The sequence below is a fragment of the Stieleria mannarensis genome (genome assembly GCF_014154935.1).
GTDB lineage: Bacteria > Planctomycetota > Planctomycetia > Pirellulales > Pirellulaceae > Stieleria > Stieleria mannarensis.
This window is the reverse complement of record NZ_JACEHH010000022.1, coordinates 133,227-155,259: the sequence shown is the minus strand read 5'-3', so window position 1 is coordinate 155,259 and position 22,033 is coordinate 133,227. Positions and strand designations below refer to the sequence as shown.

16 protein-coding genes are annotated in these 22,033 nt (G+C 59.9%); 5 read left to right on the top strand and 11 right to left on the bottom strand.

Going from position 1 to position 22,033, the window contains the following annotated elements:
- Nucleotides 1–33: 33 nt before the first annotated feature.
- From H1B37_RS16360 to H1B37_RS16335, 6 genes are all read right to left on the bottom strand, one after another.
- Nucleotides 34–834, bottom strand: a complete 801-nt coding sequence (locus tag H1B37_RS16360; RefSeq protein WP_182867726.1) for an SDR family NAD(P)-dependent oxidoreductase — start codon at nucleotides 832–834, stop codon at nucleotides 34–36.
- A complete protein-coding gene (locus H1B37_RS16355) occupies nucleotides 831–2,363 on the bottom strand; it encodes a hybrid sensor histidine kinase/response regulator (RefSeq protein WP_182867725.1) in 1,533 nt (510 codons plus the stop codon). Before H1B37_RS16355 ends, H1B37_RS16360 begins: the two co-directional genes overlap by 4 nt.
- An 18-nt stretch (nucleotides 2,364–2,381) precedes the next feature.
- Entirely contained in the window at nucleotides 2,382–3,164 is a 783-nt protein-coding gene (locus tag H1B37_RS16350; protein ID WP_182867724.1) for a response regulator, read from the bottom strand.
- A gap of 7 nt (nucleotides 3,165–3,171) precedes the next feature.
- A complete protein-coding gene (locus tag H1B37_RS16345; protein ID WP_182867723.1) occupies nucleotides 3,172–5,124 on the bottom strand; it encodes an ATP-binding protein in 1,953 nt (650 codons plus the stop codon).
- Complete coding sequence (gene phnD, locus H1B37_RS16340) at nucleotides 5,124–5,978, bottom strand: phosphate/phosphite/phosphonate ABC transporter substrate-binding protein (RefSeq protein WP_182867722.1); 855 nt, start codon at nucleotides 5,976–5,978, stop codon at nucleotides 5,124–5,126. Before phnD ends, H1B37_RS16345 begins: the two co-directional genes overlap by 1 nt.
- Before the next feature lie 301 nt (nucleotides 5,979–6,279).
- The gene (locus tag H1B37_RS16335; RefSeq protein WP_182867721.1) at nucleotides 6,280–7,020 is read right to left on the bottom strand and encodes a DUF2314 domain-containing protein; all 741 of its coding nucleotides are present in this window, start codon (nucleotides 7,018–7,020) and stop codon (nucleotides 6,280–6,282) included.
- 267 nt (nucleotides 7,021–7,287) lie between these two features.
- On the opposite strand from H1B37_RS16335, the gene H1B37_RS16330 reads away from it, so the two are divergent.
- The gene (locus H1B37_RS16330) at nucleotides 7,288–8,157 is read left to right on the top strand and encodes a PEP-CTERM sorting domain-containing protein (protein WP_182867720.1); all 870 of its coding nucleotides are present in this window, start codon (nucleotides 7,288–7,290) and stop codon (nucleotides 8,155–8,157) included.
- Between the two features lie 37 nt (nucleotides 8,158–8,194).
- Nucleotides 8,195–9,250: an alcohol dehydrogenase catalytic domain-containing protein gene (locus tag H1B37_RS16325; protein ID WP_182867719.1), complete on the top strand. Its 1,056-nt coding sequence runs from the start codon at nucleotides 8,195–8,197 to the stop codon at nucleotides 9,248–9,250.
- Nucleotides 9,251–9,323: 73 nt separating this feature from the next.
- Here H1B37_RS16325 and H1B37_RS16320 read toward each other — a convergent pair whose 3' ends face one another.
- Nucleotides 9,324–9,575 carry a Rho-binding antiterminator gene (locus H1B37_RS16320; RefSeq protein ID WP_182867718.1) on the bottom strand — a complete coding sequence of 84 codons (252 nt, stop codon included), beginning with the start codon at nucleotides 9,573–9,575 and terminating at the stop codon, nucleotides 9,324–9,326.
- 137 nt (nucleotides 9,576–9,712) lie between these two features.
- On the opposite strand from H1B37_RS16320, the gene H1B37_RS16315 reads away from it, so the two are divergent.
- Nucleotides 9,713–11,083 (top strand): Gfo/Idh/MocA family protein, encoded by a 1,371-nt coding sequence (locus H1B37_RS16315; protein WP_182867717.1) that lies wholly within the window; start codon nucleotides 9,713–9,715, stop codon nucleotides 11,081–11,083.
- The gene (locus H1B37_RS16310; RefSeq protein WP_182867716.1) at nucleotides 11,083–12,015 is read left to right on the top strand and encodes a hydroxypyruvate isomerase family protein; all 933 of its coding nucleotides are present in this window, start codon (nucleotides 11,083–11,085) and stop codon (nucleotides 12,013–12,015) included. The genes H1B37_RS16315 and H1B37_RS16310 overlap by 1 nt, the downstream gene beginning before the upstream one ends.
- A 76-nt stretch (nucleotides 12,016–12,091) precedes the next feature.
- Here the strand turns inward: H1B37_RS16310 and H1B37_RS16305 are convergent, their stop codons facing one another.
- The 4 genes from H1B37_RS16305 to H1B37_RS16290 all read right to left on the bottom strand — a co-directional run bounded on the left by H1B37_RS16305 (nucleotide 12,092) and on the right by H1B37_RS16290 (nucleotide 20,262).
- Nucleotides 12,092–14,041 carry an alpha/beta hydrolase gene (locus H1B37_RS16305; RefSeq protein ID WP_182867715.1) on the bottom strand — a complete coding sequence of 650 codons (1,950 nt, stop codon included), beginning with the start codon at nucleotides 14,039–14,041 and terminating at the stop codon, nucleotides 12,092–12,094.
- Between the two features lie 207 nt (nucleotides 14,042–14,248).
- The gene (locus tag H1B37_RS16300; RefSeq protein ID WP_182867714.1) at nucleotides 14,249–15,697 is read right to left on the bottom strand and encodes a DUF1501 domain-containing protein; all 1,449 of its coding nucleotides are present in this window, start codon (nucleotides 15,695–15,697) and stop codon (nucleotides 14,249–14,251) included.
- Nucleotides 15,698–15,730: 33 nt separating this feature from the next.
- Nucleotides 15,731–18,664, bottom strand: a complete 2,934-nt coding sequence (locus tag H1B37_RS16295) for a PSD1 and planctomycete cytochrome C domain-containing protein (RefSeq protein ID WP_182867713.1) — start codon at nucleotides 18,662–18,664, stop codon at nucleotides 15,731–15,733.
- A 563-nt stretch (nucleotides 18,665–19,227) separates the two neighbouring features.
- Complete coding sequence (locus H1B37_RS16290) at nucleotides 19,228–20,262, bottom strand: alkaline phosphatase D family protein (protein WP_182867712.1); 1,035 nt, start codon at nucleotides 20,260–20,262, stop codon at nucleotides 19,228–19,230.
- Nucleotides 20,263–20,549: 287 nt separating this feature from the next.
- Between H1B37_RS16290 and H1B37_RS16285 the strand changes: the two genes are divergently transcribed.
- Complete coding sequence (locus tag H1B37_RS16285; RefSeq protein WP_220498227.1) at nucleotides 20,550–21,947, top strand: N,N-dimethylformamidase beta subunit family domain-containing protein; 1,398 nt, start codon at nucleotides 20,550–20,552, stop codon at nucleotides 21,945–21,947.
- Nucleotides 21,948–22,033 lie beyond the last annotated feature (86 nt).

Below are 22,033 nucleotides of genomic sequence, written 5' to 3'. Positions count from 1 at the left end.
AAAAAGGGAAGGTGTCTTGGCTGTAGTATAGAGTCAATCTTGGCTGTAGGGATCGGCAAACGCGCCGAAGCTGCCCAGCCCTCCATCGACTTCCAGATCCGTTGCGGTGACGAAGGAGGCATCGTTGCTGGACAGCCAGAGGACGGCGGCGGCGACTTCACTGCTTTGACCGATTCGCCCCAGGGGGTGCCGGTTGGCCAGTGCTTCAGCGCCGCCTTGTTCTTGCAGTGTGGCCCGGACCAGGGGCGTGTCGATGGCCCCCGGCGAGACGGAAACGACGCGAATTCCTTCGCGAGCATACTCGACGCCCCATTGTCGCGCCTGCATCACGTTGGCGGATTTGATCGGACCATAGGCACCGACTTCACGCGCCGTCCGGTGGGCTTGGCCGCTGGCCAGATTGACGATCACGCCAGATGCTTGGCCCAGCATGACCGGCAGCACGTGCTTGGCCATCCGGTGGTATCCGGAAAGATTGACCGCCAACATCTCTCTCCAGGTGTCACTGTCCAACTGGTGAATCGGCGCGTACGACGACTTGGGCTGAATCGCGGCATTGTTGACCAGCACATCGATTCCGCCGTGGCATTTGACGGCGTGGGCGGCGACGGATCGGCAGTCCGCTTCGCTGGAGACATCGCAGTGGACAAAATCGATGCCGTCGGGCAGATCGGCCGCCGAGGCGTCGTTGACGTCGGCACAGATCACCGCGGCCCCCGACAGGGCGAAGGCGTCACAGATGGCGCGGCCGATCCCGCTGCCCCCGCCGGTGACGATCACCACCCGCCCGTGATTTTCGTAGCGGACCGATCCGGAAGGTCGCCTCGAATTCATCGCGACACTTTCTCCCTGGAAACGTCCACTCGCGGGCGGTCTTTGGAAAGCGGCAGCGTGACGTAGAACGTGGAGCCGTCGGGCGACGAATCGAACGAGAGTTTTCCGCCATGGGCTTCCACGATCGACTTGCTGATCGCCAGCCCCATCCCGATCCCTTCCTCCTTGGTCGTGAAGAAGGCGTCGAAGATTTTCGCTTGCTGCTGTTCGCTGATTCCCGCTCCGTTGTCGCGAACCGCCACCCGCGCGTAATCGTCGCCGAGGGTGACATTGATCGAAACGGTCGCCGATTCGCGTTCGCGGGTTGCGTCGCAGGCGTTTTGCAACAGATTCACGATGACCTGACGAAGCTGGACCGCATTGCCGAAAACCATTTGCGGCGATTCGCAAAGGTTGCAGGTCAGGTCGGCGAAGTGGTTGTGCAGATTGCATTCGATCAAATTGACCGAGTCTTGGACGATCTGGTTCAGGTCGATCCATTGATAATCACCGTGCCCGCGTTTGACAAAACTGCGCAGTCCGCGAATGATCTGTCCGCAGTTTTCGGTTTGATCACAAATCGTTTCCAGCCACGATTCGATCGGCACGCTGTGTTCACAGTCATCGTTTGCGATCGCGACTTTGGCGGCGACGGCAAAATTGGCGATCGCGGCCAGCGGTTGATTGATCTCGTGGGCGATCCCGGCGACCATTTCGCCCAGGGTGGACAGCCGCGAGACGTGTTCGAGTTGTATTTCCATGTCGCGCAGCTGTTGTTCGGACACCTTTTGGTGGGTGACATCGAACATCGCCCCCCGCAGCATTTGCGGATTGCCATCGGAATCGGCGACCAAGTGGGCGACCAGGTGCAGCCAAACGATCGCTCCGTCGGCCGCGGTGACGCGTAGTTCCAGGTCACGATCTCCGCTGCCGTTGGCGCACGCGGTACGAAACTCCTCGTATCGCGATCGATCTTCGTCGACAATTCGCTGGTCCCAAAACGTCGGGTCCTCGATCCAGCGCGCGACCGGGAACCCCAGAATCGCCTCCGCCTGCTGGCTGACGAAGATGAACCGGTGCGTGGGCAGTTCGGATTCCCAAACGATCGCTTTGACGTCATCCAGAAGATCGCGGAATTGTTGTTCGCTGTGGGAGAGCGCTTCGGACAGCAGGTCTTTGGCGGCGCGGTGGACCCAGAGGATCAGTTCGGCGGGATCGAGCGCTTTTTCGACGTACGCAAATGCGCCCAGATTGACGGCGTCCTTGGCCGAATGGAACGATCCATAGCCGGTGTGAATGATCACCCGCATCGCCGGCTGCAGTTGCTGGAGTTGGCGAAACAGGTCGATTCCGTCGTGTCCGTGCAGTTGCAAGTCCAGAATGGCGGCGGCGAACACTTGATCGCTGCATCGCGCGAGTGCTTCGTCAAAGGACTTGCAGGTCGTCACCTGAAACCCTTCGTGTTCGAAGAGATCGCGGAGTGTCAGCAGTTGGCTGGGTTCGTCATCGACGACCAGCAACTTTAATCGTGCGGCAGCCGTGTCATTCACGGGAGTGTCCTGGAGCTATCACGAGTCGTGAGGTTCGCCCAGATGGGGTTTGCGGATCGCGCCGGAGACGCGTTGGGCGCGCAGCGTCTGCATCACTTCGGCCAGACGCTCCGGTTCGATCGGTTTGGGAACGATGGTGTATGCGGTTCGGCGGACGGCTTCTTCGGCGATTCGGCGGACAGGTTGATCGGATCGGCTGATCATCACCGCGGTGATCGTCGGCGAGATTTCACGGAGCGCGAGATAACAGGCCAGTCCGTCGTTGGTGCCAAGCTCGACGTCAATCAACGCGACATCGAAGCTGACTTGCCGCAGCAGCGTGACCGCTTCGTCACGATTGTGCACCACCGTCAATTTCTGACCGGACGAATGCAGGCATTGCGGCAGGGTTTGCAGCAGTGTTTGGTCGGCGGTGATGGCCATCACGGCCAGTTCGGTGGAATCGGCGACCAATTGAATGACGGTGTCCAAGTTCAGCGGTTTGTCCAAAAACGCGATCGCGCCGTCTTGCAGCGCGGCATGTTTCATCTCGTCTTCGCCATAGGCGCTCATCAGGATCACGCGGACATGCTGCGACGATCGTCGGATCTCTCGAAAGGCGCTGATACCGTCGACGACGGGCATGCGGACGTCCATCAACACGACATCGTAGTCCTCGTTCTGGCATTTCGTGATCGCGTCCTGTCCGTCTTGGGCGGTGCGAACGTCATAGCCGCTATCGGCCAAAATATCGGCCAGCGTCGTGCGCATCCCTGGTTCGTCATCGGCGATCAAAACGCGTCGTTTGGGGATCAAGTTCATCGTCGGCTCACGGGCCCTCGGTCGCGGTGGAGTTGACGGGTGACGCCGTCGTCGGCAATCGGATCTGAAACTCCGTGCCATCGCCGTTGTCCACAACTCGGATCGATCCGCCGTGCTGGACGACGATTTGTTTGCAAATCGCGAGCCCCAAACCGGTTCCGGAGGACTTAGTGGTGAACAGCACGTCGAACACCGACGCGCGATCTTCGGCCGGAATGCCGGGACCGGAATCGTACACGGTGATGACGTCCTGGTCATCAACGCGTCGGGCGGTGATTCCGATGCGTCCGCCGGCCCCTTGTAGTGCATCCATCGAATTATTCAATAAGTTTTGTAGCACCTGGACGAACTGGTCGCCGTCGACGCAACACTCAAACGGATCAGGAATACAATGTACCCGAAGATCAATGTTTGGTGGCATCTGGTGTCTGGAAACGACACGCTCGATCAGGTCGCCGAGCCGCGTCGGTCGTCGGTCCAGTTTTCTGCGCCGGGTGATATCCAACAATTCGTTGATAAACTGATTGCACGTCCCGATTTCATGGTTCATCAACTCCAGATACTGCGTCTTTTTTTCTTGGTCAATTTGGGGGCTGCGTTTTAAATAATAAATCGCGTTGCTGATCGCCCCCAAGGGATTGCGAATTTCGTGTGCGACCTGGGCAGAGACCTGACCGATGGCTGCCAATCGGGTCTTGACGACCAATTCCTTTTTCGCCTCATTCAGCTCCGCCTGGACCCGTTCATGATGCCGACGTTCTAATTCCTCGGCCTGGATCCGTTCCAATACGCGTCCGACCTGTTCCCCGACGCTGCGGGCCATCAATAACATCGCATCATCGGTCGGCATGGTGCGTTGGCTGAAAAATTCCAGCACCGCGATCGTCTTGCCCTCGATCACCAACGGGAACCCGAACGCGCTTTTCATGCCGTGGGATTCGCAAAGCGACTTGCGGACGAATCCCCAGTCCTGCTGAATGTCTTCGATCCAAGCCGGCTGGCCGGTCTTCCAAATCCGCCCTGGAAGGCATTCGCCGGTCACGAGAAACGTATCCTCGCTCGAGCGACGAAACGAATCGAACCGCTGCGGGTCGGTCAGGTACCAGATGTCCGCGGAGACCAATTGCACCGCTTCGGATTGTGAGGGAAAGTAAACATGGCCCACCGCCCAATCGGTCATGCGGCAGATGATCCCGACGCACTTTTGAAGCGCATCGCGATAGGACTTGGTGTCCTGGGACATCGTCACGGCCAGATACAGCAATTCGGCTTGAGTGACCCGTCGTGCCATTTGGCGTTCCAGCTGGTCGCGGCGGGTGAGGGTGCGTTTGGCGAACACCAACAGCGTCACGATCGCGGCGAACCCCAGTCCGATCAGGCTGAAGATCAGCCCCTGGAAGGTGCCCGATTCGGCGAACCGTTGCATCTTGATCGCGTCGTCACGAAAGGCGTTGGCGTGCAGCCGATCGAGTTGGAGGCAGCGGATTCCGATCAATTCCAAGGCTGGGGATGGAAAGGCGGCGGACGCTTGCCGCCCTTCACTCGCTTGATGCAGCGACCGAATCGCTGCGCCCAGACGCCGCGTGGTGGCTTCAAATTCGGGTTCGCCGAACCGCTGTTGGATCGTCTCGATTTTGTCCAGGTGACGATCGATGATGTAGGTGGATCGAATCGTGTCACGAAGTGTTTGCTCGGCGACCTGCGGATCCGATGACTGGACCAGGGCTTGATAGCGGTTTTGCCGAATCAGGCTCAGTTCGGTTTCGATTTTTGAGATGGCGAGACGTGTCGCGGAGTGGTAATCGGCGGAGTTTCGGCTGAGTTGATTGACGGAACTTCGTCGATGAATCAAGGTGCCGGCGATGGTCCAACTGACGAGCATCGTGACCACAATCACGAGAACGACGTAGGCAAAGATCGATCGCGAGGTGGATTGCAGGGCGGATCGAAGCTGTTTCATCAGCGCGTTCCTTCCGCATCGATTCGGTCGACGATCGTTTGCAGTGCATCGAAATCATTCCGGTGGACCGGAATGAAGTAACCGGCCAACAGAGAATCGAGGATGTCGGCATGCTGTGGATCCGCCTCGGACAAGTCCAAAAACGCGTCACGGAGCTGCGTGCGGAGATCCGCCGGAAGGTCGGATTGGCAGGCCCAAACGTAATCCACGTATGGCGGCGTTTCTTCCAAGATGCGGATTTCGTTTTTGCTGACGCGTCCCGACGCGAACATTGATTCGATGATCGGTCCGTTGGCGACCCCCAAATCGACCTCGGAGTCGCGCACCGCCATCGCGGTCGCATCGTGGGCGCCGCTGTAGACCACGGACCGGAAAAATCTTTCGGGCTGGATCCCCGACTGGAGCATGAAGTACCGCGGCATCAAATGACCGGATGTGCTAAGTCGTGATCCGAACGCGAACCGCTTACCACGAAACTCCGCCAGTTGTGTCGCCGGCTCGTCGGCCCGGGTCAGGTAGTAACTGGTGAAACGCATGTCGCGATCACGTGAGACCAAGGGGAACGCCTGGTGGGACCGATCCAGTTTCACAAACGTGTATCCGCCCAACCAGGCGAGATCGACGCCTCCATTTTCGAACGCGGTCTGCAGTTGCTCGTAAGAATCGTGCAACACCAATTTGCAAGCGACACCGGTGCTGCGTTCCAGGTAGGCGACCAACGGCAGGTAACGTTTCTCCAGCATGCCACGTGATTCGTCCGGCAACACGCCGATGTGCAGCGTTTGCGGGACGGAGGCTGGAGGCGGTTGCCGGGCACATCCGAGCAACATCACCGCGACGATGGTCAGACGCAAGGTCGAACGGAGGGCGTCGATTGTACAGGTGGCGAATCTGTCCGTAGCGGAAGTCGCCAAGGTTTTCGCAAGCCGCGCGCCCTCTCTGGCGTTTACTTGCTGCGCAAACGCCGACTTTCCCTGAGGGAGAGAATCTGAGTTAGCTGCCAGATCGCTCCGTAATACGGTCGCCGTCGCGCGGGCGATCGAGCGTGGTCTGTCAGTAACGAATCGCGGTCCGTCAGATTGTCCGTTCAACATCGCAGCTCCGTCAACGTGTCCTTGCCCCCGCGGCTCCGATCAATGGGTTCCGCCGCTTGATTCATTTCCCGGCTCGTCCAAGCATTTTCATCACCTCGGTCCAACCGAGCGACTGGGCATAATCATACGCCGTCCAGCCTCGGTCACAGATGGCATCGACGTCGGCTTGGTTTTGCAACAGCACGCCGACCGATTTTTCGCGGCCGAATAGCGACGCCATGTGCAGCAGTGTACGACCGCCGTCAAAGACTTCGTCCACGGTCGATGGAGCGGTCGCGATCTGGTCGGCCAGAGCACTTGCGATCATCTCCTCGAACGTCTCGCAGGTCGGTGGGACGTGGACCGTCTCGGGTTCAGGAAAATTCAACTCCCAGGCCTCGTCGTGTCGCTCTCGTTCTTCAGCGTCCATCCGCGAACGGATGACCTGGATGGTGAACCCGCCGTAGACCACGTCGTCGATCACGCACAGCCAATCGTCCAGCCGGCGGAGCGGAAATTCCACGTCGTCACCCGCGTTGACCGAGCGCAGCTTGTTGGGCGAATTGATCAACACTCCGCTGAGGTTCACGCCGTCGAATTCGACTTGATCGACCCACATGTGTTCCAAATCATAGTCGGGGTCGGAGAAATCGTCGCAAAACGGCGTCTTCACACAAGCCAACTCGCAGGCCGGGACGATCCGGTTGAAATCCGCGCTGAGGCAATGAAAAAAGTGTCGAAAGGATTCGCGAGCCCGGGCCGACGCGCGGAGCATTTCCCGATCGTCGCCGAGGTGGTAGATGACCGAACTGGAACGATTCATGTTGGGTTCCCCGAGAGTCTCGGAAGCGGCTCTTCGCCCCAAAACGCCGGCGCAGCTTCCTGTGTTGTAGCCGCCCTGCGTCTGGGCACCTGCATTGTATCCGCCCCGCGGTCGCGGCGTTTGTTGCGACCGGCATGGTTTGTTGCGACCGGCATGGCGACCGGTTAGAGTGGCCCTCCGTTGTTGGGGGGCATGCGGTAGTTGAAATAACCTGCTTCGTACCAAGGCTCCGCCTGGGGATGAGTCGGGGAAGCTGAGATCCACGTCATGATGAATCGAATTCGTTTGCGACGCCTGTGCGGCATCATTGTGTTGCTGCTACTTTCTGGCGTTCAGGCCTGTGCCGACCCCGTGCTTTTTTTGGTCGACGGGAATACGTCCAGCCTGTATACGGTCGCCCCGACAAGTGGAAATGCGACCCAAGTCGGGAATTTGGGCGTCACGGCCAGTCTGCTGGGGTTGGCCTACGACACCGTCAACGACCAACTGTATATGACCAGTACCAGCGATTTGAACAGTCAGCTTTATCGGGTGGACGTGACGACCGGGCAAGCCAACCTGGTCGGCGACACCGGATTTCAGGCGATCACCGGATTGACCTTCGATTCCGACTCGCAAGTGCTCTATGGTGGAAGTGGTGCCAGCGATTCGCTGTTCACATTGGACGTTCTGACTGGTGCGGCGACGACGGTCGGCAGCTTTGGTGTGGATATGCGTGGCCACGGTATGGGGTATGACCCGCAAACGCAACGGATTTTGATGACCGACGGTTCCCAGGATCGGCTTTTCGCCGTCGACAAAACCACCGGAGCAGCCACGGAGATCGGGGCAACCGGACTGGATAGTGTCGCCGCGTTGGCGTTTCACACCGGCGAAAATCGTCTGTATGGAATCAACACCAATGACGATACACTGGTCCGGCTGAATACTTCGACGGGCGCCGGCGAAGTTGTCGGAAACCTGGGCTTTGATGCCTTCAATGTCGGTCTCGCCTTTCGCCCCTCCGCAGTGCCCGAACCCTCGTCTTGGATGTTGCTCGTGCTGCTCGGCATCGCTGCAATCTTGCGAACTCGGCGGCGAAGTCGGTCGATCGCGGTTGTCCCGAATCGCGCCGGCGGATCGGGGATCTCAGCTTAACACGCCCTCGCTTCTTTGCTTCCCCGTCATCCCATCCATGCGTGCCGTTTGTTTTCAAAGTGTCCGACAGGTTGCCGTGCAAGAGATCGCCGATGCGGCGTTGCAGTCCGCCACCGATGCAGTGGTCCAAGTCGAACTGGCCGGCTTGTGTGGTAGCGACCTGCATCCCTATTTCGGCCGCGAATCCGGCTTGGATCCCGGCACGGTGATGGGGCACGAATTTGTCGGACGGGTGCTGGAGGTCGGTGATCAGGTCCGCAGCGTGGCGATCGGTGATCGCGTCTGCAGCCCGTTCACGACCAACTGTGGGACCTGTTTCTATTGTCAACGTGGACTGTCATCGCGATGCCCCCGCGGCCAATTGTTCGGTTGGCGTCAAAACGGCGTCGGGTTGCACGGCGGGCAATCGGAACGGGTTCGCGTGCCACTGGCCGATGGAACGTTGATGAAAATCCCCGACGGGATCGATTCCGTCGCGGCGTTGTTGCTGGGCGATAACATGAGCACCGGCTATTTCGGCGCCTCGATGGCGATCGAACCGTCGTCGATCGGCGAGGACGTGTTTGCCGTGGTCGGGTGCGGGACGGTCGGGTTGTTGGCGATCGCCTCGGCGCGTCGGATGGGGGCACGAAACATCTATGCGGTCGACCCCAACACGTCGCGGTTACAGATTGCCCAGCGGCTCGGTGCGACCGTGTTCAGCGATTCCGAGGAGGTGTTGTCGGCGGTTCGATCGGCGACCGAGGGCCGCGGTGCCGACGGGGTGATGGAGTTTGTCGGATTGCCTGAGGCGCAAGCGTTGGCCTATCGGTTGATTCGGCCCGGCGGCCGTCTGTCGGTGATCGGATGTCATTGCACACCAAACTTTGCGTTCACACCGGCCGACGCCTACGACAAAAACCTGACCTACCGCACCGGCCGCTGTCCCGCGCGGAGCTACATGGATGTCTTGCCGGAAATGTTGTCCAGCGAGCCAATGGATTTTTCCTGGTGCGTCACCCATCGGTTCGGCGTTGACGATGCCGAAGAAGCCTATCAAACGTTCGCCGGCGGAAAAGACGGATGTGTCAAAGCGGTTTTGGAATTCGGTTGACCGGAATGGAATCGGTGCGTGTCGGAGTACATCGCCGGTCGAACGTAGCTACGCCAAAGTGGTGCGACCCAACCTAGGGCTCGCATTGATCCGACAGCGGCTTTCCATCGACGCTGATCAGCCGATCCAGGCGAATGATCGTCCCGTCATCGAGCTTCAACCATTCCTGTTTGTCTTTGGAATAAACATCGACCACCACCGCGGTGACTTGTTGTTCGTGTTCTTCGGCGTCTCGGTAGCGGATCATTGTCGACGACTTGCGCATCGCCAGGATTTCGAGCTGGTCGTAGAAGCCGCAGCTGATCGGAGTGTAGGGCTTGTCCATCGTTTCGTTTCGAGCGAAGGGGCAACCGAGCGATTGAGAACGAGTGGGAGAGAACCAGCGGGAGCAGATTCCATTGGATATACTAGCCGATCGACAACGACCACGACACTTCATCCACAGCAAAGGCGGCTTGGGCAATGAACGATGAACCCCGCACACAGTCTTCTCCCGCGGGTGTGAATCGGCGGAAGGCGATCACATCGACGCTGGCAGCCGGTGTTGTGCCATCGGCGCTCGCCTCGCGGGCCTACGCCGCGGGATCGGACCGCATCAAGATCGGGTTGATCGGTTGTGGCGGACGCGGAACCGGAGCGGCGGCGCACTCGCTGTCGACCGGCCGCGATGCCGTGCTGTGGGCCATGGCCGATGCGTTCCCGGATCGCTTGCGGATCAGCCACAGTTCGCTGATGCGTGGCAAAGCCGGCAAATCGAAGATCGAACAAGGCAGCGGATTCGGCAATGCGATCGATGTGCCGCCCGAACGCCAATACGTCGGATTGGACGCCTATCGAAAGGTCCTCGATTCCGACGTCGATTTGGTGATCTTGACCGGACCGCCCGGTTACCGCCCGCTGCATTTCGAAGCCGCCGTCAACGCGGGCAAACACGTGTTCATGGAAAAGCCGTTGGCCAGTGATGCCCACGGCGTCCGGCGGATCCTGGCTTCGGGCGAAAAGGCTCGGCAAGCAAACTTGAAAGTCGGTGTCGGGCTGCAGCGGCACCATCAAGACATTTACCTGGAGGCGATGAAGCGGATCCATGGCGGTGAAATCGGACGTATCGTTTCGATGCGTTGTTTTTGGAACACCGGCTTTCCCGCCAAGACCGCGATGCCTCGCGAAGACATGACCGAATTGCAGTACCAGGTCCGCAACTGGTACTTCTTTGACTGGTTGAGCGGCGACCATATCTGTGAACAACACATCCACAACCTGGACGTCTGCAATTGGGCGTTCGGGGATCACCCGGTCCGGGCCGAAGGGATGGGAGGGCGTCAGGTTCGCACGGACAAAAAGTACGGGAACATTTTTGATCATCACGCGGTCAACTATGAGTACGCCGACGGAACCATTCTGCACAGTTACTGCCGCCAAATCCCGGGCTGTACCAAATTGGTTGCCGAGCAGATTGTCGGCACCGAGGGCGTTGCGGAATTGAGCACGACGCGCTGTTCGCTGACCAGCGGCGAGACAACGATTTGGGAATCACCGCGCCGGCGTGGCAAGGATTACCAAAGTCCCTACCAAGTCGAATGGAACGCGTTGATGAAGGCGGTGGTGGAGGACACAGCACATCACGAGGTCGACTATAGCGCCAGCAGCACGATGACGGCGATCCTGGGCCGGCTGGCGACCTACAGCGGCAAAACGGTCGCTTGGGACGACGCGATGGCCAGCGAAACGGTGTTGACGACCGACGCCGAATCCTGGGACGCCCCCGCGCCGATCCGTCCGCTCGACGACGGTTCGTATGCGATTGCCAAACCCGGCGAAACGAAGGTGCTGTGATGGATCGACGTCAATTCTCCGTCGCCACGGCGGCCACCGTGCTCGCGTCAACGCTGGCCGGTGGCAACACATCGGCCGCCGACCCGTCGCGGCCGTTCACATTGAACTACGCCCCGCATTTCGGAATGTTCGCCCACTCGGCGGGTGAGGATCTGCTGGACCAGCTTCGCTTCGCCGCCGACCAAGGGTTCCGCGCCTGGGAGGACAATCCGATGAAGGATCGGTCGCCCGACCAGCAAGCCGCGATCGCCCAGGAGATGCAGCGGCTGGGGATCCAGATGGGCGTGATCTCGGCGCTCAAGGGCGTTTGGAAATCTGTCAATTTTGCCGGTGACGATCAGGAGGTTCGCGAAGAGATTGTGAAAACCATGCGTGGAATCGTCGACGTGGCCCGCCGCGTCAACGCGACCCACTTGACCGTCGTTCCGGGGTTGGTCGATCCGAAATTGCCGCATGAGTATCAAATGGCTAACTGCATCGAGTTATTGAAACGATGCTGTGACGTGGTCGAACCGCACGGCTTGGTGATGGTGCTTGAACCGCTCAATCGCAAAACCAATCATCCCGGCGTGTTGCTGCACGGTTCACCACAAGCCTATTTGATTTGCAAAGCCGTCGCGCGGCCCTCGTGCAAGATTCTGTTTGATATCTATCACCAACAGATCACCGAAGGCAATTTGATCCCGAACATCGATCGATGCTGGGACGAGATCGCTTATTTTCAATGCGGTGACAATCCGGGACGCCGCGAGCCGGGCACGGGCGAGATCAACTATCGCAACGTGTTTGCCCATCTACACCAGCGTGGCTACACGGGCATCGTGGGGATGGAGCACAAGAACGCCGGCAAGGGGCCCGCCGGCGAAGCGGCCGTGATCCAGGCCTATCGAGCCGTGGATCCAGTTCTCCCGCTGAACGTCGAGCACGAATGAGTGCTTGACGCCCATGGTTCTGCTGCGACCGGGGCCATCGGATTCCAACAGACCGGACTTCGTCAGTCCCCCCATTTCATTGAGCGTCCGCCACGATCACCTGCGTCGTTCCCCGTTTTAGATCGTCCAGCCAGCGGGCACAGGATCGCGTCCACTGGGCAAACGGGCCTCCGATTTCACGTAGCCCCTTGCCGTGGCCGCCGCTGGCGTAGACGTGCAATTCCCCGGGCACGTTGGCCTGGTGCAGGTGCAGCAGGTAGTGCAGCGAGTCGGGGGCGAAGCGATCATCCGCTGCGACGGCCAGGTAAACCGGTGGGTAGTCGCTGCGGGACGGGAGTGCTTTGACCAGCGGGTCCAAGCCATCGGTCGTTCCGTCGGCAGTCAGGTAGGCGGGATAGATCAAGATCGCAAAGTTGGGGGCGACGTCGACCTTGTCCATCGCATCGCCGGGCGGGTAACTTTGGAAATCCGACTGATGGACGGTCAACATTGCCAGATTGCCGCCGGCGGAAAACCCCAGCACACCGATTTGGTTCGGATCGATGTCGAAGTCGGTGGCGCGGCTCCGCACCAGCCGGATCGCCCGTTGAGCGTCCTGGAGTGCAACGGCGTGCTTGTCCAAACCGTCGCGGCGTGGGACACGGTATTTGGTGACGAAGGCGGTGATGCCCAGGCTGTTTAACCAGCGCGCGATGTCCGTGCCTTCATGTTGTGCCGCCAAGGCGTTGTAGGCGCCACCGGGAAAGATGATGACGGCGCGGCCGTCGGGTTGTTCGGGCCGCCACACGTGCAGGGTCGGCCGGGAAACGTTCGTGATGCGGACCAAACCGTCCGGCCGTTGCGGAAGTTGTTCTTCCAAGTCGTTCGCCGGATCGTCAGCGCATTTGCCATCCCCGGGCCACAGCGAGATCACGTCCGGGGGCGATTGCCGCAGTGCGGCGAGTTTTTGATCGCCGGCGGTCCAACCCGAGTGGTCTGACTCGAGCGACTGTTTCACCGTGTCGGATTCCCCCGCCTTCGGTTGAACCGCGACGGCGTCCAGAAACGTCGATTCCAAGCGATCCAGCAGCGCGTTACTTTCCTGCTGCATCGATTCGGTAAACAGCCCCTGGCCATTCAAAAACCGGGCCGCCGGACGGACGAATTCCATCAACGGATACTTGTCAAAACAGCCGCCGTGTCCGCCTTCGGGATAGACATGCAGCTCGGCCGGCACCTTGGATTGTCTCAGTCGCAGCATCGTGTTGACCGCGCCCCAAGTGAACTTGTCGGGGCGGGTGACGGTCATGAACACCGGCGGCGTTCGCTCGGGGCTCAACTGATCGAGGTGCAAATGCGGATCCGCATTCAACGAAGTGGTCGGCTGGGTCAGGTAGGCCGGGTACAACAGCAGCACCGCGTCGGGGCGCGCACTTTGCCGATCGGCGGTATCGAGCGGCGAGTACGTTTGCGCGCCGTGATTGTTGGCCAGATTGAAGGCGAGATGACCGCCCGCGGATGATCCGACCATGATGATCTTGTCCGCATCGAGTCCGAGTTCGCTTGCGTCAGCACGCAGCAGTCGCACGGCACGCTGGGCGTCGGCGAGTGGAATCCGATGCCCCGGGTCGTCGGCCGCACGTGGCACGCGATACTTCAGCACGGCGCAGTGGGCACCGACGGTACCGGCCCAGTTGCAAATGTCGACCGCGTTGGGCAGCGAGAGACGGCCGTAGCCACCACCGGGGGCGAACACGAGCGTCGTGCCGGTCGCTGGGACGCCATCGGGTGGAGGCACCAGGATCACGCTCGGCACCGAGACGTTGCTGATCGCGGGTTTGCCGCTTTTGGAATCTGCGACCGCTTCCGCAGGAACGTCGCGAGTGAGTTGATTGGCAACATGGTTCTCGGGCCAGAGCGGGATCACGACGGCATCGCGGTGGACCAGTTCTTGCAGCTTTCGCTCACCCGGACTTTCGGCCGTCGACAAGGTGCACAAACCGATCGTCGCCAACAGAAAGAGGCTGTAGGAAAATAAACGCAACATCGTTGTGGCTGTATTGAAGGAAGGAGAACGTGTCGCAGTCCGCCGGTAGCCGACGCCACGCGTGTCGACGCGGCCGACATGGACGCATCACCGGCATTGTAAACCAGATCGCGCTGCACGATCCGTCTTCGACATCGCCGGTCCCCCATGCGGCTCCGGCGAGCCTGGATTTCGATCCGGCAGGCCGGGAACCTGTCCCACGTCGTTTTACGCGATGATGTCGTGGACGACGTTGCCGTGGACGTCGGTCAATCGGAAATCGCGGCCGGCGTAACGGTAGGTCAGCCGTTCGTGGTCGAACCCCAGCAAGTGCATGATCGTGGCGTGCAAGTCATGTACATGCACGCGATTCTCCACGGCCTGGAAACCGAATTCATCGGTCGCCCCGTGCACATGGCCCCCCTTCACGCCGCCGCCGGCCATCCACATCGTGAAACCGTAATGGTTGTGGTCGCGACCGCTGTTGGTTCCGGCATTGGCCCCGGGCTTGGGCAGTTCGACCGTGGGCGTGCGTCCGAATTCGCCGCCCCAGATCACCAGCGTGTCTTCCAGCAGCGAACGCTGTTTCAAATCTTTCAACAACGCGCCGATGGCTTGCGAACACTGGCCGGCAAGTCGGCGATGGTTGTCTTCGATTTTGTCGTGGCTGTCCCACGGTTGGCCGGCTCCGTGCCAAAGCTGGATGTAACGCACTCCGCGTTCGACCAATCGTCGGGCGATCAAGATCTGTCGGGCTTGGACCGAATCGCCGTACATGTCGCGAATCGATTGTGGTTCGCGGCTGATATCGAACGCGTCGGTCGCCTCGATTTGCATGCGATAGGCGAGTTCGAAACTCTGGACCCGCGATTCCAGTTCCGCGTCCTGCTGGCGCGCTTCCTGGTGCCGGCGATTTAACGTTTGCAACAGATCCAATTGACGCCGTTGTTGGTCCCGGGGCAAACCGGCGGCGTTGCGGATGTTGGCGATCAGCTTTTCGATTTCTTTGTGTTTGCTGTCGATGTAGGTCCCTTGATAGGCACCGGGCAGAAATCCGGCCTGCCAATTTTCGGCTCCCTTGATCGGGTATCCGTTGGGGCACATCGCGATGAATCCGGGTAGATTCTGGTTTTCGCTGCCCAGTCCGTACGTCACCCAGGACCCGACCGAGGGGCGGACCAGTTGGCCGTTACCGCAGTTCATCAGCATCAGCGACGGTTCGTGATTGGGGACATCGGCGTGCATGGAACGGATGACGCAGACGTCATCGATCATTTCACCGACGTGGGAAAACAACTCGCTGACTTCGATACCGCTTTGGCCGTACTTTTTGAACTTGAACGGCGACCGATAGGCCGCGCCGGTTTCGCGTTCGGTGCGCAGATCCAGCGGGATCGATTTACCGTGGTATTGATCCAGCGCCGGTTTGGGGTCGAACGTGTCGACCTGGGACGGCCCGCCGTTGAGGAACAAGTGAATCACCGCATTGGCCTTGGGGGCAAAATGCGGCGTCTTGGGCGACATCGGGTTGGTCGCACCTGCGGCCAGCAGCGAGCGTGAGCTGTCATCGGCCATCACACCGGCCAACCCGAGCGTGCCCAGTCCGATCCCGCTGCGACGCAGGAATTCACGACGGGTGGTGGGGCATCGGTTGAGAGCTGAAAGAGGATTCGACATGGTGGGCTGTTCGCTCAAACGCGGCGGGATGATCTAGTCGACAAAGGCAAATTCGTTACTCAAAAGCAGCACTTGGGAGAGCTGTCCCCAAGGATCCAGGGTGTTGTCGGGATCCTGGCTGTCGGGATCCTGGCTGTCGGGATCCTGGCTGTCGGGATCCTGGCTGTCGGGATCCTGGCTGTCGGGATCCTGGAGGACAAAATCGAGCGCCGCTTCGATTTCAGCGTCTTCCGGGTCGCGTGCCAAGGCGAAACGGTACAACCGCCGGATCCGCCGCCGCGCGTCGTCGTCCGCCTCGGATCGACTTCGCGCCGCCAGCGCCTTGGCTTGTTCAATCACAAAGCCGGAATTCATTAAGAACAGGGCTTGTTGGGGAACGGTGGTCTTGGCCCGTTTGGCTTGACTGGCATCGGGACTGGGAAGGTCAAAACTGGCCAACAAGCCTGGCAGGTCTTCGCGGTCGATGTACGCGTACAGGCCGCGACGCGTTGCATCCTTGTGGATCATGACCGACCGTCCGCCGACCGATTGGTCCAAACGTCCCGAGGCGAACAACAAGCGATCGCGGAACGGTTCAAAGTCCATCCTGCGTCGCGGCATGTGCCACAGCAAACGATTTTCGGGGTCTTGTTCCATCGCGTCGGGGCGTGTTTGGCTGGACTGTTGCCACGTCGCCGACAACATGATTCGGCGTTGCAGTCGTTTGACGGACCAGCCATCGGCGACAAACTCGGCGGCCAGATGGTCCAACAACTCCGGATGCGTCGGCGGTTCACCGCGGACACCGAAGTCGCTGGCCGTTCGCACCAAGCCGTCGCCGAACTGGTGTTGCCAAATCCGATTGACGATCACGCGTGGTGTCAGGGGATTGTCGACGTCGGCGATGGCCCGGGCCAGTTCCAACCGTCCGCTACCGTTTTGAAAGGGTTGTCCGCCGTCGACGTGCGACAAGACTTGCAAGAACCGCCGAGGAACGCGGTCGCCGCGGTTTTCCGGAACACCACGCCGAAAGATCACCGGCTCGACCGCTTTGGCCTTGTCCACCATCACCATCCCACGCGGGGGCGCGCCTGGATGCGTGACGCTGACTCCGTTGACACCGTTGATCAGTTGGTTGTGTCTGCCGCGTTCGGATTGGTCCAAATGCGCGACCGCTTGGGCGGTGTCCAAGGAAGTCGGTGCGTCGGCGGCACACAGCACCATTCGCAGCGTTTCATCGTCGGCATCCGGCAATCGTTGCAGCGTTTCATCGGCTTTGCGGGCTTCAACCCACTGTGCGTGAACCGCTTCCAAAACGTCGCCGACGACCTGCGCCGCATCGGGCAACGATTGCGGTTGCGACTGTTTTAGCGCATCGAGCAAACGCTGGGGGACCGAATCGGACGGTATTTTGTCTGCCGCCTGGTCGAAGATCGCCCCCGACGTTTCGGCAAACTCTTCCGGCGGCAGAGCGGCCAGTTGGCGGAGCAGGTCCCAGACGGCGTGCGGTGATTCGTTGGGCGTGACCAGGTACTGTTGCCAACGACGCGCGGCGGGTAATCGCAACGCACCGCGTTTCCCTTGAGGCGGCACTTTGCCTTTGCGGTACTGTGGCAGCGACTTGGCGATGTAGACCAGATAGTCGGCGACACGGGAACGCAGCTCGTGCTGGATTGCCTGGCGACGTTCTTCGACCCAATCGTCGACTTCTTTTTGCTTGTCCGCCCTGGCCTTCAGAAAAGCCTCGTACTCTGGCGACGGCTTCGGTTCGCCGAGCAGCGGCAGTGTGCCGGGTTCTTCCGAACTGGCGAACACGCCGTACAGCGAATAGTAGTCGGCCGTCGGGATGGCGTCATATTTGTGGTCGTGGCAGCGGGCACAGGCGACACTCATGCCCAAAAATCCACGTGTGACGACATCGATCTGGTCATCAATGATGTCGTGCCGACGATTCATAAAGCGTCTGCCGACGGTCAAGAAGCCCATGGCAGCAAGCGCCGTTCTGTCTTCGCCGTCCAGATCCAGCTGGTCGGCGGCAAGCTGTTCGACGATGAACTGGTCAAACGGCTTGTCTTCGTTGAACGCATCGATGACATAATCGCGATACGTGAACGCATAGGGGTAACGTGTTTCTTGGTTTCCCGGCAGATAACCCTTGGTGTCGCCGTAGCGTGCGATGTCCAGCCAATGCCGTGCCCAGCGTTCGCCGTAGTGCGGGTTTTCCAACAGCCGATCGACCAGTTTGGCGAAGGCGTCGGGAGCGTCGTCTTGCACAAAGGCTTGCACTTGTTTGTAGGTCGGCGGCAAACCCAGCAGCGTGTCGTAGGCGCGATGGATCAGGCTGCGACGATCCGCCGGTGGGTTGGGCGGCAGGTCGGCTTCGGCAAGCCGTGCGAGCACGAAACGGTCGATCCGAGTCATGGTGCTGCCGCCCCAGGATTCGAGTTGGTCCGCAGAGACTCGCGTTGCCAAGTCGTCGATCGACGGCGGTTCCTTGGGCGTGATCGGTTGGTAGGACCAATGCGATTGACGCTGTGCTTCGATTTGCTCGGCGGGCGTCATGGCGGCCGATGGCTCGGGCGACGGCGTCGTTTCGGCCGGCCAATAGGCTCCCTCGCGCACCCATCGCGACAGAATTTCGATTGCTTCGTTGGGCAGCTTGTTGTCCGGAGGCATTTGCAAGCCGTTGTCTTGATAGCCGACCGCCCGGATCAGCCGACTCGCGCCAGGATCCCCGGCAACGACGACCGGGCCGCTGCCCCCACCGCGTTTGAAATGGACCTGTCGATCCAAACGCAATTCGCCCGACTGGTCATCCGGGCCGTGGCACTCGACGCAGTGTTGGACCAACAACGGACGCACGGAGTTTTCAAAAAACTTCTCCTGCTCTGCCGACTCAGGTTCATTCGCATGGGTCGGCGACGCGGCGGCCGCGACACACGACGCGGCAAGCAACGCGACCGCCGACAAGACGACGCGGCGTGGCAACGGGCTTCGAAGACCAGCAACGACTTTCGACGATTCACTGGCCGAACGACGAGAATACACGTGAGGCATCTCTTTCTTGGCGGGGCAGGCGGGACCAATGCGTCAAAATCTCAGTCGGCTCTGACGCAGATGGGGGTGGCGGGTGGGGGTGGCGGGGAGAGGCCGCAGACGGACCGACGTGGTTGCGTCTGGCGGATCCGGCTTCCATTGTATGTCAGATCCGACGGCTAGGCGAGTGTTCAACAAAACACGTCGGAAATTCGCGACCACCTCAGTGAGGATGAAAAGAGGGATGGCAGAATGATACGGGGCAGAATGATGATGCAACGGCCCCGGGCGGCTGATCTATCATTCTGCCCACCATCATTCTGCCCACCATCATTCTGCCCATCATCATTCTGCCCACCATCATTCTGCCCACCATCGTTTTGCCCCCCATCGTTTTGCCCCCATCATTCTGCCTTCCCTCTCCCGATTCCCATCAGCGTGACCGCGAACAATGGCAGTGAAGAAAGGCAGTATGATTTCGGAGGCAGGAAAACTGGCAGCGGGCAATGAGCGATCTATTTGGACAGCCCCGACAGTTGCAACGGCAGTTCGATGACAGGTTTTCCATTGATGTCGCAGATTTGAAACGACAACTTCGGATCGTCCGATTCCCAACCAATCATCAACCGGCCGTAGTTCTCGCGGTGGTAGGTCGACTCGCTAATCCGATGTCGATTCTCCGTGGGCGTTCCCCGCTTGTGCAGCTGATTTAGACTGCTACAGGTGATGTCGTGGATCGGATAAAGCATGTCCTGTTCCATCAACGAAACCTCCGACCAGTGGCGATCGCCGCTGATGAAGACGACACCGTTGGCCTTGGTCTCGCGGATCAGGTTTAACATGCGCGTTCGCTCGGCCGGCAAATTCGCCCAACATTCTTGGCCGGCATCCTGGGCGATGAATTGGATACTGGAGACGATCAAGCGGATATCCGCGGGTTTGCGAAGCTGTTCGCCAAGCCATCGCCACTGTGCCTGGCCGAGCATCGTCTTGTCGGCGTCGTCGTCCGGGTAATAAGGACCGCCGACGCGGCGCTGGCCGGTTTTCAGCGGCGAACGAAAGTAACGCGTGTCCAGCGAGATGACTTGCAATCGCTGCCCTTTCGGTCCGAAGGTTGCCGCGTGGTAAACGCCTTCCCGATCACGACGAGGCGAGTCATCAGGAACGCCCCAAAAGTCGAGGAACTGTTTCTGCGACTCGGCGCGTTTGGGATACGCCGCACCGCCATCGTTGACACCGAAATCGTGATCGTCCCAGGTCGCCAGGACGGCGGCCGATTCGATCAGTGACGAAAACCCGGGCAATTGCGACAGCGTTTGATACTTGGCACGCATGACGTCCATATCATCGGTGTCTGCGTAAATGTTGTCGCCGGTAAACAGAATCAAGTCTGCTTTCTCAGCCGCCATCGCGGCGAAAATCGGCGCCGGCTGGTCTTGTTTGATGCAGGATCCAAACACGACGTGGGTGATCGGCGTGGACGGTGGGTCAGCAGCGATTGCCAGCGGAGCGGCGGGAAGCAGAAGGGCGAGAAAGAGGATTTTGTGCATGTTGGTGGGGCAAAACGATGGGGGCAAAACGATCCGAGACGACTGCCAGCGGGAAGCGTCAGCGAGCGGCCCGTGCGGGAATCCGTGCGATGGGGAAGAGGCAGAATGATACGGGGCAGAATGATGGGTGGGGACATCGGTGGGAACACTTTGCCATCGGTGGGGCTGTTCTGTCGAACGCGGCGATGATTCAGCAGTCGGAGTCATGTGCCTCAACTGTGGTTGTCAAACCGCAGTACACTGGTCTGCACAAGCTTTATTCATGACGGTTTAAACAGAGGGTCAAGATGACATTGCGACTGATTGTACTGGCGATAATGGTAATCGGTGTGGGCGATCAAGGCCACGCGGACCAGATGCCTCCCGCCGCTTCCTACGTGTTCGGGTACACCGATCAACTCAGCTACGTCGGCGGGGACACGATCGCGTTTCATCTGTCGTCCAGCGAGCCGAACGTGGAACTGACGATCTCGCGCGTCGGCGCCCAGGCGGAACGGGTTCATCGTGAGATCGGGATCGCCTGCACCGCACACCCGATTCCCGATCGTGCGTCGTCGGATGGATGTGGCTGGCCGGCAGCCTGGACGTTCACGGTCCCCGACGCATGGAAGAGCGGCTATTACGAGGTCGCGATCAGCAGCGGTGGAGACAACCCGGCAAAAGGATCCGCGTTTTTCGTCGTTCGATCCGGTGATTCGCAACCGAAGTCGACCATCCTGTTGCAACTGTCAACCAACACCTACAACGCCTACACCAACTGGGGCGGCCACAGCCTGTACAGCTACCACGACCGCGACGGTCTGCAGGGACATCAGGTTTCATTTGATCGCCCGATCAATTCCCAATTCAGAAATTGGGAATTGCCGTTTGTGCGATGGGCAGAATCCAGCGGGTACGCAATCGACTATGCCGTCAACAGCGACTTGGAGTTTCACCCCGAGATCCTGAAGGACTATCGCTTGGTTCTCAGCGTCGGACATGACGAATACTGGTCGTCGCCGATGCGCGATTCCTTGGAACAATTCATCGGCGACGGCGGCAACGTCGCGTTCTTCAGCGGGAACACCTGTTGTTGGCAGGTGCGGAGCGGAAATAATGGCCGAACGCTGACGTCCTGGAAACAAACCCCGAACATGGATCCGCTGTACCGGACGGGCGATCACCGTTTGCTGAGCACTGCGTGGAGCCATCACTTGGTCGGACGTCCGGAAAACGAACTGACCGGCGTCGGATTCCTGTGGGGCGGTTACCATCGAAGCCATGGCCAGTTCATGGACGGATCCGGGGCGTTTACCGTTCATCGTCCCGATCATTGGTTGTTTCGTGGAACGGGTTTAAAACGAGGTGACGAGTTCGGTGGAAACGACAGCATCGTCGGATACGAGTGTGACGGTTGCGAGATGAAGTGGGTCGACGGTCTGCCCGTCCCCACGCACGCCGATGGCACTCCGGAGACGTTTCAAATCTTGGGAACCTGTGAGGCTCGTTGGGCGCCCGGTGACAGTTACTGGTACGACCGCTTTCCCACCGACCGCGTCGGGGCGGCCGTGTTGGGCGTCTACACGTCCGAAAAAGGCGGAACGGTGGTCACCGCCGGGACGACCGATTGGGCGCACGGGCTGCCTGGTGGCGACCGGGCGGTGATCCAGATCACCAAGAATGTACTCGATCGGCTGGGACAGTAGAACGCAAGCAATGCCAGCGGGACGCGTCAGCGAGCGGCACGTGCAGGGATTCCGTGGGGTGGTGGGGGAGGCAGAATGATACGGGG